The organism is Salipaludibacillus neizhouensis, from assembly GCF_002886185.1.
Lineage (GTDB): Bacteria > Bacillota > Bacilli > Bacillales > Salisediminibacteriaceae > Salipaludibacillus > Salipaludibacillus neizhouensis.
Genome location: NZ_KZ614146.1, coordinates 3505505 through 3519983, shown reverse-complemented (window position 1 = coordinate 3519983; position 14479 = coordinate 3505505). Strand labels below are relative to the sequence as shown.

The 14479-nt window shown below is 37.6% G+C and carries 14 protein-coding genes; 11 read left to right on the top strand and 3 right to left on the bottom strand.

Annotation, left to right across the window (positions count from 1 at the left end):
- Positions 1-188: 188 nt before the first annotated feature.
- From CEF18_RS16450 to CEF18_RS16400, 11 genes are all read left to right on the top strand, one after another.
- Positions 189-896, top strand: a complete 708-nt coding sequence (locus CEF18_RS16450; protein ID WP_223292338.1) for a carbohydrate ABC transporter permease — start codon at positions 189-191, stop codon at positions 894-896.
- A 20-nt stretch (positions 897-916) separates the two neighbouring features.
- On the top strand, positions 917-2020 hold the full coding sequence (locus tag CEF18_RS16445) for a glycoside hydrolase family 88/105 protein (RefSeq protein ID WP_223292337.1): 1104 nt from the start codon (positions 917-919) through the stop codon (positions 2018-2020).
- 33 nt (positions 2021-2053) lie between these two features.
- On the top strand, positions 2054-3784 hold the full coding sequence (locus tag CEF18_RS16440; RefSeq protein ID WP_223292336.1) for a prenyltransferase/squalene oxidase repeat-containing protein: 1731 nt from the start codon (positions 2054-2056) through the stop codon (positions 3782-3784).
- 261 nt (positions 3785-4045) lie between these two features.
- On the top strand, positions 4046-5062 hold the full coding sequence (locus CEF18_RS16435; RefSeq protein ID WP_110937463.1) for a LacI family DNA-binding transcriptional regulator: 1017 nt from the start codon (positions 4046-4048) through the stop codon (positions 5060-5062).
- An 83-nt stretch (positions 5063-5145) separates the two neighbouring features.
- A complete protein-coding gene (gene iolG / locus CEF18_RS16430; RefSeq protein WP_110937462.1) occupies positions 5146-6165 on the top strand; it encodes an inositol 2-dehydrogenase in 1020 nt (339 codons plus the stop codon).
- A 63-nt stretch (positions 6166-6228) separates the two neighbouring features.
- On the top strand, positions 6229-7683 hold the full coding sequence (locus CEF18_RS16425; RefSeq protein ID WP_183041062.1) for a CoA-acylating methylmalonate-semialdehyde dehydrogenase: 1455 nt from the start codon (positions 6229-6231) through the stop codon (positions 7681-7683).
- 82 nt (positions 7684-7765) lie between these two features.
- Complete coding sequence (gene iolB, locus CEF18_RS16420; RefSeq protein WP_110937460.1) at positions 7766-8581, top strand: 5-deoxy-glucuronate isomerase; 816 nt, start codon at positions 7766-7768, stop codon at positions 8579-8581.
- An 81-nt stretch (positions 8582-8662) separates the two neighbouring features.
- On the top strand, positions 8663-9649 hold the full coding sequence (gene iolC / locus CEF18_RS16415; protein ID WP_110937459.1) for a 5-dehydro-2-deoxygluconokinase: 987 nt from the start codon (positions 8663-8665) through the stop codon (positions 9647-9649).
- Positions 9650-9662: 13 nt separating this feature from the next.
- Complete coding sequence (iolD, locus tag CEF18_RS16410) at positions 9663-11576, top strand: 3D-(3,5/4)-trihydroxycyclohexane-1,2-dione acylhydrolase (decyclizing) (RefSeq protein ID WP_110937458.1); 1914 nt, start codon at positions 9663-9665, stop codon at positions 11574-11576.
- 18 nt (positions 11577-11594) lie between these two features.
- Positions 11595-12485: a myo-inosose-2 dehydratase gene (gene iolE / locus CEF18_RS16405; RefSeq protein WP_110937457.1), complete on the top strand. Its 891-nt coding sequence runs from the start codon at positions 11595-11597 to the stop codon at positions 12483-12485.
- Between the two features lie 131 nt (positions 12486-12616).
- Positions 12617-13249 carry a class I SAM-dependent methyltransferase gene (locus tag CEF18_RS16400; protein ID WP_223292335.1) on the top strand — a complete coding sequence of 211 codons (633 nt, stop codon included), beginning with the start codon at positions 12617-12619 and terminating at the stop codon, positions 13247-13249.
- A 58-nt stretch (positions 13250-13307) separates the two neighbouring features.
- Here the strand turns inward: CEF18_RS16400 and CEF18_RS27245 are convergent, their stop codons facing one another.
- Genes CEF18_RS27245 through CEF18_RS16390 form a run of 3 tightly spaced genes read right to left on the bottom strand, consistent with a single transcriptional unit; the run spans position 13308 to position 14454 of the window.
- Complete coding sequence (locus CEF18_RS27245) at positions 13308-13478, bottom strand: hypothetical protein (protein WP_407690422.1); 171 nt, start codon at positions 13476-13478, stop codon at positions 13308-13310.
- Positions 13479-13506: 28 nt separating this feature from the next.
- On the bottom strand, positions 13507-13965 hold the full coding sequence (locus CEF18_RS27240; RefSeq protein WP_407690404.1) for a SulP family inorganic anion transporter: 459 nt from the start codon (positions 13963-13965) through the stop codon (positions 13507-13509).
- A 33-nt stretch (positions 13966-13998) separates the two neighbouring features.
- Positions 13999-14454 (bottom strand): CBS domain-containing protein, encoded by a 456-nt coding sequence (locus CEF18_RS16390; RefSeq protein WP_110937456.1) that lies wholly within the window; start codon positions 14452-14454, stop codon positions 13999-14001.
- Positions 14455-14479 lie beyond the last annotated feature (25 nt).

Genomic DNA, 14479 nt, shown 5'->3' with positions numbered 1-14479 from the left:
AATTAGTTTTAGAACTAGTTAGTAGAAAGGAATTTTTGTGAATAGCTTACGAGTTTAATAAAAAGAAGTCGGTTACTGATCAATATTGGGAAGCGTTATCAAATTGCTATCAAGAACGATCTAAAAAGATATTAAATTTAGAATTATGTCTATGGTTGTTATTAAGTTCTTTAAAACCAGGAAGTGAATTGTTTTCATATCCATTAAACATATTGCCTCAAAATCCAACAACAGATGGCTATGAAAATGCTTGGTCTTCTATGCAGTTTTTTAAATATTTTTCAAATACTTTTTTTGTTGCGGTTGTTTCAACTTTATTAACGATTATTGCTAGTGCTACTTGTGGATTTGCTCTTGCAAAATACAGGTATAAATGGCTCAGTGTGTTTTTTATATGCATTTTAGCGACAACTATGCTGCCAACTGAGGTTATTATGAGTCCAACTTTTACAGTCATTCTTAACCTAGGACTATATGATAATCTTTGGGGCTTGATTCTCCCTTCAATAAATACAGCCACAGGTATTTTTATGTTCCGTCAGTTTTTTATGACAGTTCCAGATGACTTACTAGAATCAGCAAGAATTGATGGAGCAAGTGAAGGAAGAATATTTTTTAAGTTAATGTTACCTATAGCTAAACCCATAGTTATAACTCTTGCAATCTTCTCTTTTCAGTGGAGATGGAATGATTATATTTGGCCATTAATAGTACTGAGTGACCCCAATAAATATACCGTACAAGTTGCCTTAAGGAGTATTGTAGGAGCAGATAATATTAACTGGGTTTTACTGCTTTCATCTTCTGTTATCTCACTAGTGCCAATGATATTATTATTTATTGTTTTCCAGAGATATATTATGGATACGCAAGCTTCTTCCGGATTAAAAGGATAAATATGAAAGGAAGATTATCATTGTATAAGTTATCTATTTTGCAAAAATTAGAAGTAGTGACAGACCAACTAATAGATCTAAAAAGACCTGAAAATGAAAATGATTATCGCCTTATGGGAAAAGAAGGAGAAAAAGTTGGCTATTTCGCACGTGACTTCGGTATGGGGGAATGGGACTGGCCACAAGGTGTAGGATTATTTGGTTTAGACAAATTACAACATTATTATAATGATAAGAGATACGAAGAATATTTTATAAAATGGATGAACAAGCAAGTAGAAAATGGTCTCCCAACCCGAAATATAAATACAACCGTACCTCTACTGACATTAATGGATATAGAGGGAAACGAAGATTTCTGTAAAGAGTGGATGACATGGTTAATAAATGAACTTCCTCGCACGGAAGAAAAAGGCTTTCAGCATGTTACTACAGGAGAGAATAAGACTGAAGTGAAATTAAATGAAGGTGAAATTTGGTTAGACACTATTTTTATGACTGTATTATTTAGTGCTAAAATGGGTGTGAAGCATGATGAAAAAAAATGGAGAGATGAATCGATTTACCAGTTGTTAACACATATAAAATATCTTTATGATAAAAAGACCAATTTGTTTTATCATGGATGGAATTATAATAATCGGGATAACTTTAGTGAAGCCTTTTGGTGTCGTGGGAACAGTTGGTTTACTTTAGGCTTACCGGAATATCTAATTATTATGAAGGATTATCTGGACAAAGGAGTTTATGATTATTTACTATCAACGTATCAAGCACAGGTTAACGCATTGATAGATTATCAAGCTTCAAACGGACTGTGGCATACTTTACTTGATGATAAGGATAGTTATACGGAAGTCTCTGGAACAGCTGCAATTACTGCTGGAATACTAAAAGGGATAAGGCTTGGATTCCTGTCCAAAGAGAAAAACTTTCCTGTCTGCTTAAGAGCTATCGATACTATATTGCAAAAAATTTCAAATGATGGAACAGTTCAAGGAGTTTCCGGTGGTACTCCGATTGGGGAAAAAAAGGAAGATTATAAAAATATAATTATTGCACCTATGGCTTATGGACAGGCTTTGACAATGATTTTGCTAACGGAATCGCTCTATCACATTTAAAGTATAAATATCTGGTGAAAGTGGTGAATTTTATTGTACAAAAAAATGGTAGCGCTTAACGATCAAATAACCGAGTCTTATTTTGAAAAGCAAGTTGTTGATGATCATAGTAAGTATTTAGGAGGGATAATAAATGTAAAAACCGGAATTCCAAGCCCTAGTCATGTTGGAACAGCGGCTATAATTGCAGGGTGGGTATGTTCATATGTAAACCCGGATTCTAAATATTATCAAAAATCCAGTTTAAGATTTCGTTTGAATAGCGCATTAGATTACATGGTTAATCAGCAGCACGAGGATGGGACTATCTCACCTGGTTGGACTAATTATCATTCCCCACCAGATACTGCTTTTATTGTTACTGGTTTTGCACAAATCTATCTTCTTTTAAAAGAGAAGCAAAGCGGTATGGTAAGCGATTTAATAAATAAGGTGGAATTGTTCCTTGAGAGAACTATACCGGCAATGTTGAATGGAGGTTGTCATACTCCAAATCATCGGTGGGTGTTAACCTCTGCATTGGCACATCTCTATAATATTTTTGAAAAACGAGAATTGGTTAATCGAGCGGAAGAATGGCTTCTTGAAGGAATCGATATCTCCGAGGATGGCGAATGGACAGAACGAAGCAACGGAATTTATAATTCTGTCAGTGATATATTCCTCTATCATACTGCAAAATTGTTAAACAAACCTGAATTACTCGATAGTGTAAGAAAGAACTTAGAGATGATGGAATATCTGATTCACCCAAATGGTGAGGTTGTGACGGATTATTCAAGTCGACAAGATTTCGGTGTTAAATTTGACTTATCCCCATATCATTTAATTTATCGCTTAATGGCTGTTCATGATAATAACTCTACATTTGCTACAATGGCTGATCTGGCGGTGGAGTCTCTTACGGATATGGGACCTGCTAACAATCATATTATGCTTGGATATCTAGTCTATCCTTTTGTTCAGAAAATGGAGGTAGAAAAAGAAAACTTGGTAACGGATTATGAGGTTTTTATTAATGAACACTACCCCTTATCTGATAATTTATTGAAGATGGAAAACGTAGGGCATCATTCGAAGATAGAACACAGTAGTATGCATACTTCATTTGGAGCACCAATTATTCGTTACCGTAAAGATGAAACTAGTGCTACGATTATGGGTCGTACACCCTCTTTTTTTTCATTGCGACACGGCAATGCAAGTTTGTTAGCGACCCAGATATTTACTAGCTTCACACCGGGCCTAATTGAATTAGATTCACTGGAAACAATACAAGGTGGGTATCATTTAGAGAAACTGATGCAAAAGGGATATAAAGGTCCAATTCCCTCGCAGTGTCTATCGGAATCTATAAAAGGAAAACCTACAGAAAGTCCCTGGTATTTACTTCCACATCAAGATCGTGAGCTAACCCATAATCAATATCATAAATTAGATATTAGTATATTACCAGATAGAAATGATTGGATCATTAATATACGAACAGATGAACGAAAAGATGTGTTTACTCAGATAGTTTTTATTTTTGATGCAAATGGTAATTTATCTGGAAAGGGTCTTATTCCACAGAAGAACAGCTATTTTTGGAAGGACGATAAACTTTTGTATGAGGCAGGAGGAGATAAAATAACACTCACATCCGGTGCTCATGAACATTGGATGGAAGATATTCAACATATCAATCAAAGCCATGGTGCGCAAATAGTAAAGGTAAATCTACTTTCACCAGTTAATAAAACCTTTCATCTTAAGCTAGAGTAAAAAGATACAAGTGGCATAGAATGGTCTTCTCTTAAGTAATAAAATTAATCAGAAAAATAAAGAAATAAAGGGAATTTTCTGATGACACCATATAAAATACATCATCAATCAGGTCGTACAGCGACAGCGAAACATATAGAAGATAATTATAGGCTCCACTGCACGCTTATAAGTGTTAATTATGGATTTATTTTCTGAAAGACCAACGTAAGTGGGGCTTTATGGTAATATTAAAGTAAATGACATAAAAGGAGTCTGCTTATGAAACCTACGATTTACGATGTTGCTAAGGAGGCAGGAGTTTCAATTGCCACAGTATCTAAAGTAATTAATAATAACGGTAGAATAGGTGAAAGTACAATTAAAAGAGTTCTTGCAGTAATGGATTCTTTGGATTATCAGCCGAGTGGAGTTGCTGCGGCTTTAGCGGGGAAAAAGACTTTTACAATTGGTGTTTTGGTACCAGATATATCCAATTCATTCTTCTCTGAAATGGCTAAATTACTAGAAAATAATGCAAGAGAAGCGGGTTATGCTCTTATTATTTGTAGTACCTATTATCAGATAGATAGAGAACAAATGTATTTAGATTTATTAATAAAAAAAGAAGTGGATGGAATTATTATTGCCACAGATCCTCTTAATATAGAAGCATTCAATAAGGTGAAAGTAAGACAAATCCCGGTTGTTCTCTTTACTATTGATGAGATGTCATTTTCAACTCATGTTGTAACAACAGATGATTTTAGAGGAGGCTATCTTGCAGGGCGTTACTTGATGGAAAATGGACATAGAAAAATAACTGTAATTCTAGAAGAAGGAAGGAAAAACAGTATTACTCGTTTAAAAGGTTTTAAAGAAGCAATCGGCGAGCAGAACGTTACATTATCAGAAAACCAGTTATATACATCAAAATCTAGCATATTAGAAGCCAGAGAAATTGCAAGATCCTTATTAGCTTCAGAAGAAATACCAACAGCTGTTTTTTGCTTTACTGATCTAATTGCAATGGTGCTAATTAAAGAGGCAAGGATTCTAGGAATATCAGTCCCAGAGGAACTTTCTGTTGTTGGTTACGATAATACTTTATTAGCAGAATTGTGTGATCCAGAGTTAACAACAGTTGCTCAGCCAATAAAAGAATTGGCGAAACATACAATTGACCAAATTGTTCACTCAATATCATATCCAGAAGGGGAATGGAAACGGATAGTTCTTATGCCTGAACTTAAGGAAGGTAAGTCAGTTAAAATTATAAAAGAAGTGAAAATAGATTGAAATAAGCAGTACGTTCAATTTTCTTTACTTCATTTAAATCTATATAAAATGATTAAGCGCTTAATCACAAAGGGGAATTATATATGACATTTACAATTGGTATTATAGGTGCTGGTCGTATTGGCCAACTACATGTTGAGAATCTTAGTGCACTTCCTTTTGTAAGGGTAAAAAGTGTATCAGATATAAAAGTAGATCACCTTCAAGATTGGGCAGCAAGATATCAAGTAGAAGAGTTGACTACAGATTATCATCTTTTACTTCAAGATCCAGAAATACAAGCAATTTTTATATGTACACCGACCTCTACTCATGCAGGTATCATAAAAGAAGTTGCTCTTTCTAAAAAAGATATTTTTTGTGAAAAACCAGTTAGCTTTTCAGTTAAAGAAACAAAAGAGGCTCTCGAAGTAGTGTCTAAGACAGGAGTGAAATTACAGGTAGGATTCAATCGCCGATTTGATCCTGACTTTATCAAGCTTCGTCAAGTAGTTGAAGATGGAGGAATAGGAATTCCTCATCTTCTTAAAATAACATCTAGAGATCCAGCACCACCAAGCATTGACTATATAATCAACTCGGGTGGATTATTTATGGATATGATGATTCATGATTTTGATATGGCGCGTTTTATGATTGGTAGCGAAGTTAAGACAGTCTCTGCGGTTGGTGCTGTATTAATTGATCCAAAAATTGGGGAGGTAGGAGATATTGATACTGCTATCGTTACTTTGACATTTGCCAATGGAGCTATTGGGGTCATAGATAACAGTAGGCAAGCCATTTATGGTTATGATCAAAGAGTCGAAGTACTAGGAAGTGAAGGAATGGCTCATGTTGAAAATAATAGACCGTCTACAATAGAAATTTCAACAAAAGATAGAGTAGTAAAAGATAACCCTCTTTATTTCTTTATTGAAAGATATAAAGATGCCTATATAGAAGAAGTGAAAGAATTTGTGAATCTTTGTGTTATGGGTAAGAAGAATATATGCGATGGAAACGATGGGCTTCAGGCAGAACTTATTGCGAAAGCAGCAAAAGAATCTCTAGATAAAGGTCATCCGGTTCATTTGGATTTATATGAAAGTCATTCAAAGTAATTGATAGTATTTCCTGGTTCCAGGCAGATCCTACTAAAAAATTTACTGAGAGGAGAAATGAAAATGACTGAAAAAACACCTTATCTCAAAAATTATGTTGGAGGTCAATGGATCGAATCAACTTCCGGAAAAACAGAAGAGGTACCTAATCCTGCAACTGGTCAAACAATCGCTCACGTACCAATCTCGAGCCGTGAGGATTTAGATAGCGCCGTTCAAGTAGCCAATGGTGCCTTTAAATCTTGGAGTAATACTGCAGTTCCTAAACGAGCTCGTATTCTATTTAAATATCAACAACTCTTAGTAGAACACTGGGAGGAATTAGCTAGACTCGTCACTGAAGAGAATGGAAAGAGTTACAGTGAAGCTTATGGAGAAGTTCAAAGAGGAATAGAATGTGTTGAATTTGCTGCCGGTGCTCCGACGCTTATGATGGGAAAACAGTTACCTGACATTGCAACTGGCATTGAATCTGGTATGTATCGTTACCCGATTGGTGTTGTTGGCGGAATTACTCCTTTCAACTTCCCAATGATGGTTCCTTGCTGGATGTTCCCGCTAGCTATTGCATGCGGTAATACATTCGTATTAAAGCCTTCGGAACGGACGCCGATACTTGCCGGTCGACTCGTTGAATTATTTACAGAAGCAGGTTTACCTAATGGTGTATTAAATCTCGTTCACGGAGCACACGATGTGGTGAATGGTCTCCTCGAAAACCCTGAAGTTAAAGGGATTTCCTTCGTTGGTTCTCAACCTGTCGCGGAATATGTTTATAAAACAGGAGCCAACTATGGAAAACGAGTACAAGCGCTCGCTGGAGCAAAAAATCATTCGATCGTACTGCCGGATGCTGATCTTGACTCTACGGTGCAACAAATTGTAAGTGCTGCATACGGATCTGCAGGAGAACGTTGCATGTCCGCAGCCGTTACAGTAGCTGTTGGTGACGTGGCAGACAAATTGATGGAGAAACTAAAGTCTGCAGTCGATGACATTACGATCGGTAATGGTCTTGATGAAGGTGTATTCCTTGGTCCTGTCATTCGAGAGTCTCATAAGAAGAAAACAGAAGATTATATTGAAATTGGTCAGAAAGAAGGCGCAGAACTAGCTTATGATGGACGCGATAAAACTCTCGGATTAAAAGAAGGTTATTTCATTGGTCCAGTTATTTTTGATCACGTAACAACCGAGATGACTATTTGGAAAGAAGAAATCTTTGCTCCTGTTTTGTCCGTCGTTCGTGTAGAAACATTGGATGAAGCTATTCAACTAACGAACAAATCTGAGTTTGCAAACGGAGCATGCATCTATACTGACAGCGGAAGCAGCGTAAGAAAGTTCCGTCAAGAAATTGATGCAGGCATGTTAGGTGTTAATTTAGGAGTGCCAGCTCCAATGGCATTCTTCCCATTCTCCGGCTGGAAAAACTCGTTTTACGGTGACCTTCACGCTAACGGAACAGACGGGGTTGAATTTTACACTCGCAAAAAAATGGTCACAGCTCGCTGGTGATCTAAAATAAAACCTGTCGATTAAAATGCTAATTAGTTTAGCAGAAGGTTTAATAATAATTTATACTTGGAGGTTTATTAAAATGGATAGTTTACTCCGGAAGAAGTTGAATCGTAATAACATCGATGGAGCAATTTTGTTGCACGAAATCAATTCAGAAAATTCTGATTTAAAGTACGTTAGTTTCAAACTGATAGATCTTCAAATCGGTATCACTTATAGAGAGGAGTTAAATTGGCAGGAGTGTTGTATTGTTGTAATGACAGGTAAAATTACTTTTACAGACGGGGAAGTAACACATGAAAGTATTGGTACTCGTAATGCAGTTTTTGAAAAGAAGCCAACTGACAGCGTATATGTATCAAACAATCGTATTTTTAAGGTGAAAGCGGAGACTAATGCTCGCATAGCGCTTTGTTATTCTCCATCTAGTAAACAATTGCCTACAAAACTTATAAAAGGTGCTGATATTAAACCTGAGCACCGTGGAAAAGGGAATAATCAACGGTTAGTTCATAACATCTTGCCAGATGATAATCCTTCTGCAAATAGCTTATTAGTAGTAGAAGTATTTACGGAAGGTGGTAACTGGTCTAGCTATCCGCCACATAAACATGACAAGGATAATCTTCCAGAGGAATCAATGTTGGAGGAAACTTATTATCATGAACAAGACCCAAAACAAGGGTTTGTTTTCCAACGGGTGTATACAGATGATCGATCATTAGATGAAACGATGACAGTCGAAAACGGAGATATGGTTATTGTACCTAAAGGCTATCATCCAGTTGGTGTTCCAGCGGGATACACTTCTTACTATCTTAATGTGATGGCAGGTCCTAAGCGGGTATGGAAGTTCAATAATGATCCCGATCACGAGTGGATAATCAACTCATAAATTTTTATTGAGTGCTGAAAGAATAAAAAGACAAAACAACTTATTTAACAGAATCTAACAAAAAGGGGGATGACTATTTTTATGACTATTTTATTTAATAAAGATAAAGAGTTTGATTTGATCGCAGTTGGGCGAGCATGCATTGATCTAAATGCAGTGGAATTCAACAGACCGATGGAAGAAACCATCACGTTTCAAAAATATGTTGGTGGTTCCCCTGCTAACGTTGCAATCGGAAGTTCAAAATTAGGATTAAAGGCTGGTTTTATCGGTAAGATACCGAATGATCAGCATGGTAGATTCATAGAGCAATATATGAGTAACGTTGGCATTGATACATCAAACATGGTCATCGACAATGACGGGCACAAAGTAGGTCTGGCTTTCACGGAAATAAAGAGTCCTGAGGAGTGCAGCATCCTTATGTATCGAGAACAAGTAGCGGATCTTTATTTAGAGCCGGCAGAAGTAGATGAAGAATATATTAAACGGACAAAAATATTACTTGTTTCAGGAACGGCATTGGCACAAAGCCCATCTCGAGAAGCATTGCTTAAAGCAGTGAAACTGGCGAAGAAAAATCATGTAAAGGTTATTTTCGAATTGGACTATCGTCCATACACGTGGAAATCCAAAGAAGAAACAGCCGTCTATTATACACAGGTTGCTGAACAATCAGATGTTGTGATCGGTACACGCGAAGAGTTTGACATGATGGAAAACCTTGACCATGAAGGAGTAAATGAAAAAACAATCAAGGACTTATTTGAGCACTCTCCGGAGCTGGTTGTCATCAAGCATGGGGTCGAAGGTTCTTTTGCCTATACAAGATCAGGCGAAACGTACCGTGGTAAAGCATATAAAACAAAAGTGTTAAAAACATTTGGTGCAGGTGACTCCTATGCATCAGCCTTCCTTTATGCCCTTGTATCAGGAAAAGATATTGAAACAGCATTGAAGTATGGCAGTGCATCAGCATCGATTGTCGTAAGTAAACACAGTTCTTCAGATGCGATGCCAACAGTAGAAGAGATAGAGAAATTAATTAAGGGAAATAATACAATATAAAGGGGTGTAAACGATGGAAAAGATCCGTTTGACAACAGCGCAAGCACTCATTAAATTTTTAAATCAACAATATGTGCATATAGATGGTGAAGAATTCCCGTTTGTAGAAGGTGTTTTCAACATCTTTGGTCATGGTAACGTTTTAGGAATTGGGCAAGCATTAGAACAGGATGCTGGACACTTAAAAGTGATTCAAGGGAAAAACGAACAAGGAATGGCACATGCTGCGATTGCTTACAGTAAACAAAAACTTCGCAAAAAGATATATGCTTTAACGACATCAAGTGGACCTGGTTCCGCAAACTTAGTGACAGCAGCTGCAACAGCGCTTGCTAACAATATCCCAGTTTTACTCATACCAGCGGATACATTTGCCTCACGTCAGCCGGATCCGGTACTCCAACAATTTGAACAAGAGCACAGTACAGCTATTACAACCAATGATGCACTGCAGCCAGTATCTCGTTATTGGGATCGCGTTACACGGCCGGAGCAGTTAATGTCTAGTCTTATCCGAGCATTTGAAGTGATGACGGATCCAGCGAGATCAGGTCCAGCAACGATTTGTATTTCTCAAGATGTAGAAGGGGAAGCCTTCGACTACGACAAAGAGTTTTTCCGGAAGCGTGTACATTATATCGATCGGAAGCAACCGGTAGAAAGAGAACTAAAAGGAGCTACCGAACTAATCAAACAAAGCAAAAAGCCACTGATTGTAGTAGGTGGGGGAGTGAAATATTCCGAGGCCCGTGAAGCAATTATGGCGTTTTCCGAAGCCTATGATATCCCACTTACAGAAACGCAGGCAGGAAAATCAGCAATAGAGCACACGTTTAAAAAAAATTTAGGTGGCCTTGGAATCACTGGAACATTGGCGGCAAATAAAGCTGCTCGTCAGGCAGATTTGGTAATTGGTGTGGGAACGAGATATACGGACTTTGCAACCTCATCTAAAACGGTTTTCAATTTTGAAAACACGAAATTCTTAAATATTAACGTCAGCAGGATGCAAGCTTCGAAATTGGATGCTTTCCAAGTAGTAGCAGATGCAAGAATAACGTTTGAAAAGTTAACACCCATGTTGGAAGGCTATAAGAGTTCTCATGGTTCAACCCTCCCAGAATTAAAAGAAGAGTGGGCGGGAGAGCGAAACCGTCTTCGTCATATCACCTATGATCGAGACAACTTTGATCCAGAAGTAAAAGGGCAATTCTCGCAAGAAAAGTTGAATCGCTACGCAGATACATTGAATACGAACTTTCCGCAGACAACAGCACTTCTGACTATTAATGAAACGATAGATAAGGATAGTGTGGTTGTATGCGCAGCAGGATCTCTACCAGGTGACTTACAGCGTTTGTGGCAATCAGAAGTTCCTAACACGTATCATTTAGAATATGGGTACTCTTGCATGGGATATGAAATTTCTGGAACCTTGGGTGCAAAATTAGCGGAACCATTAAAAGAAGTGTATGCCATGGTAGGAGATGGAAGTTTCCTGATGCTTCATTCTGAATTAATTACGGCCATTCAATATAATACGAAGATTAACGTCCTTCTGTTTGATAACTCTGGATATGGTTGTATTAACAATCTTCAAATGGCTCATGGCGGGGGAAGCTACAATTGTGAATTTCGCACGGCAGATGACCAGGTGTTAAACATAGACTATGCCAAAGTTGCGGAAGGATACGGGGCGAAAACCTATCGGGCAAATACGGAAGAAGAGTTAATAGCTGCTCTGGAAGATGCCAAAAAACAGGAAACATCCACGTTGATCGAAATGAAAGTTTTACCTAAAACAATGTCTGACGGTTATGAAGGCAGCTGGTGGAATTTAGGTGTAGCAGAAGTCTCTGAAAAAGAAAGTATCCAGCAGGCATATAAATTCAAGGAAAAAATGCTTGAAAAAGCGAAGAAGTACTAAAAAGAATGGAGGATATATATGGGCCAAGAGCATATTCAATGGGGCATCGCGCCGATCGGTTGGAGAAATGACGATATCCCTGAGATCGGTAAGGAAACGACCCTGTCTCACTTACTAGGAGATGTATATATTTCAGGTTTTGACGGCACCGAAGTAGGTGGCTTCTTTCCGGAACCCGAAATATTAAACAAAGAATTAACACTGCGTAACTTAAAAGTCGCCTCAAAATGGTTTAGTAGTTATATTATTCGAGATGGTATTGAAGAAGCATCCAAAGAATTTCATGAACTTTGTGCTTATCTGAAAGCCGTCCAAGCAAGTGCCGTGGTTGTTTCAGAGCAGTCATACAGCATTCAAGGAACAAGTAAAAATGTTTTTGAAGAAAAACCTTATTTTAATGATGGAGAATGGCAAAAGCTTTGTGAAGGTTTAAATACATTAGGAAAGATGGCTGAAGATTATGGATTACTACTCGTTTTTCACCATCATATGGGTACAGGGGTGCAAACATTAGAAGAAGTCGATCGCCTCATGGAAAATACCGATCCGGCGCACGTGCATTTGTTATATGATACGGGACATATTTTCGTATCTGATAACAATTATATGGATCTATTAAAAAAACATATGGATCGAATTAAACATGTTCATTTTAAGGATATTCGAACGAATAAGATGAAGGAATGTGTAAAAGAAGGGAAATCCTTTTTAGATTCATTTTTGCACGGCATGTTTACTGTACCGGGAGATGGAGACTTAGACTTTGTCCAAGTCTATCAAGAACTGCTTGCTTCAGATTATAAAGGGTGGATTGTGATTGAAGCAGAACAAGACCCGGCAAAAGCTCACCCGCTAGAGTATGCACTTATCGCAAGAAATTATATCGATTGCCGCTTAATGAAAGATTAAATGTCGATTACCTACTGCTCGTAACTTAGTACAAATGACTTTCACTTACCGAAAAAGGATAGTACTTGAAGGAAACGGATCTTATCGTTTAATATAATAGTGTTAACTATAATAGATAGCGGTGATCTCATGTGTTAGAGGATACTGGGGAAAGAATTATCCCCGAAAAAATGAAGCCAACAAATGTTATGCTTTTGGAACATCTGGCGAGGTATTATTTTGCCTTTCCTTATGCAAAAGGAAGAGTGCTAGATCTGGCCTGTGGAACTGGCTATGGAGGTCAAATCGTAGCAAAGGCAAAAAAGAAAGTGATATCTGAAATGGTTGGTGTTGATATTCATAAAGAAACGATTGAATATGCTACTAAAACATATTATCATCCTCTATTAACCTTTCAAATGGGTGACGTACTGGATCCTAACTTCAGAGCTTCGATTGGAACCTTTGATACAATTATGTCATTTGAAACGATTGAACATGTACCTGACGACCAAGAGTTTTTATCTAGTATTTACAAGCTTCTTAAACCAGGTGGAATACTGATCTTATCTACACCGTTTGGAGCGGGAAAAGGAATAAAATCGGCTGTACCTTTCCATTACCATCAGTTAACGGAGACAGAATTGATTGATCTTTTTAATGGCTCGGAGCTCGAATTTCAATGCGTCGATTTTTATTTTCAGCTAGGAGTTGTCGTTGAAAAAGTGAAACGTCCAGATGCACACTATCCTATAGGAATTGTTGTTGCTAAAAAAGCTAACTAATAAATAAAACGCAGAGGACTTTAAAAGTCCTCTGCGTTTTCTATGATAATACCTGTGATTAGTGACCTGAAGCCTTACTTAGGCCACCTATTTTATCCATCAAAATTGAACTTTGTTTATCTAAGCCGCGTATTTCAACTTTAATGCCTCGTTGTTCAAATTTCGATTCAGCCTTATCCATTGCGCCTACGGCAGAATCATCCCATAGTTGAGCTTCAGATACATCAATAATTACCTTGTCTACATCTTCGTTGAAGTCAAATGAGTCTATGAAAATCTGTTACTGAGGCAAAAAATAACAGGCCTTTCAGTTGATACACTTTTACAGAATCACCTTCTAAAGTCGAATCAACTTTCACCTTGGAAATCTTAATTGCAAAGAATATGGTGCTTAAGACTACGCCAGCAAAGACCCCTTTAGATAAGTCATGGGTGTAGAGAACCGTTCCGACAGTGACAACCATAACAGCTGCATCTGTCCGTGGTAGTTTGTGTATATTCTTTAATGAGCTCCAATCAAACGTACCAATTGCAACCATGATCATAACGCCGGCTAATGCGGCCATGGGTATTTGTACGACGATATTTCCTAGCGCTATGATAAGGAACATAAGAACAAATCCAGCTACAAGAGATGATAATCGTAAGGAGAGGGAGTTTCCCTTGATATGTGTGGCCAAAAGAGAACTGTCATCTAACCAACAAAATGAAGGCACTGAAAAAGTGCCTTCAAATACTATACGGTTAATTTATCCTAATGTATTTCTATCGACATTGTTTGCATTGTGAGTGGGGATAGAAATATTCGATAATGCTTCTCCAGCTTCGTTTTGAAAGACGTTTTGCGTTGCTAAGTCCCCGATTGAAAGCATTCCAACCAACTGATCGTTTTCAACAACAGGTAATCTGCGTATTTGCTGTTGAGCCATCAATTGTGCGGCTTCATGAATGTCCATATTTACATCAGCAACGCTTAAGTTATTACTCATACATTCTGATACTTTAGAGTCAGCTTGCAATCCATGTGCAGTCGCACGTAATGTGATATCACGATCAGTAATAAGGCCCCTGAGTTGTCCATTTTCAACTACTGGGACAGCTCCTATATCGTTCTGTTCCATTAAGGAAGCTACTTCTTGAATGGATTGTTGCGGGGTTACGGATACCGGGTTGCTACTCATTAAATTTCTTATCGATTGATTCATGTTGTTCACTCCTTTAAATATTAGA

Excerpts from the sequence above, each read along its gene's own strand:
- iolD (WP_110937458.1), top strand. The coding sequence starts at position 9,663 with ATGGAAAAGATCCGTTTGACAACAGCGCAAGCACTCATTAAATTTTTA.
- iolG (WP_110937462.1), top strand. The coding sequence starts at position 5,146 with ATGACATTTACAATTGGTATTATAGGTGCTGGTCGTATTGGCCAACTA.
- iolB (WP_110937460.1), top strand. The coding sequence starts at position 7,766 with ATGGATAGTTTACTCCGGAAGAAGTTGAATCGTAATAACATCGATGGA.
- CEF18_RS16425 (WP_183041062.1), top strand. The coding sequence starts at position 6,229 with ATGACTGAAAAAACACCTTATCTCAAAAATTATGTTGGAGGTCAATGG.
- iolC (WP_110937459.1), top strand. The coding sequence starts at position 8,663 with ATGACTATTTTATTTAATAAAGATAAAGAGTTTGATTTGATCGCAGTT.
- CEF18_RS16435 (WP_110937463.1), top strand. The coding sequence starts at position 4,046 with ATGAAACCTACGATTTACGATGTTGCTAAGGAGGCAGGAGTTTCAATT.
- CEF18_RS16390 (WP_110937456.1), bottom strand. The coding sequence starts at position 14,454 with ATGAATCAATCGATAAGAAATTTAATGAGTAGCAACCCGGTATCCGTA.
- iolE (WP_110937457.1), top strand. The coding sequence starts at position 11,595 with ATGGGCCAAGAGCATATTCAATGGGGCATCGCGCCGATCGGTTGGAGA.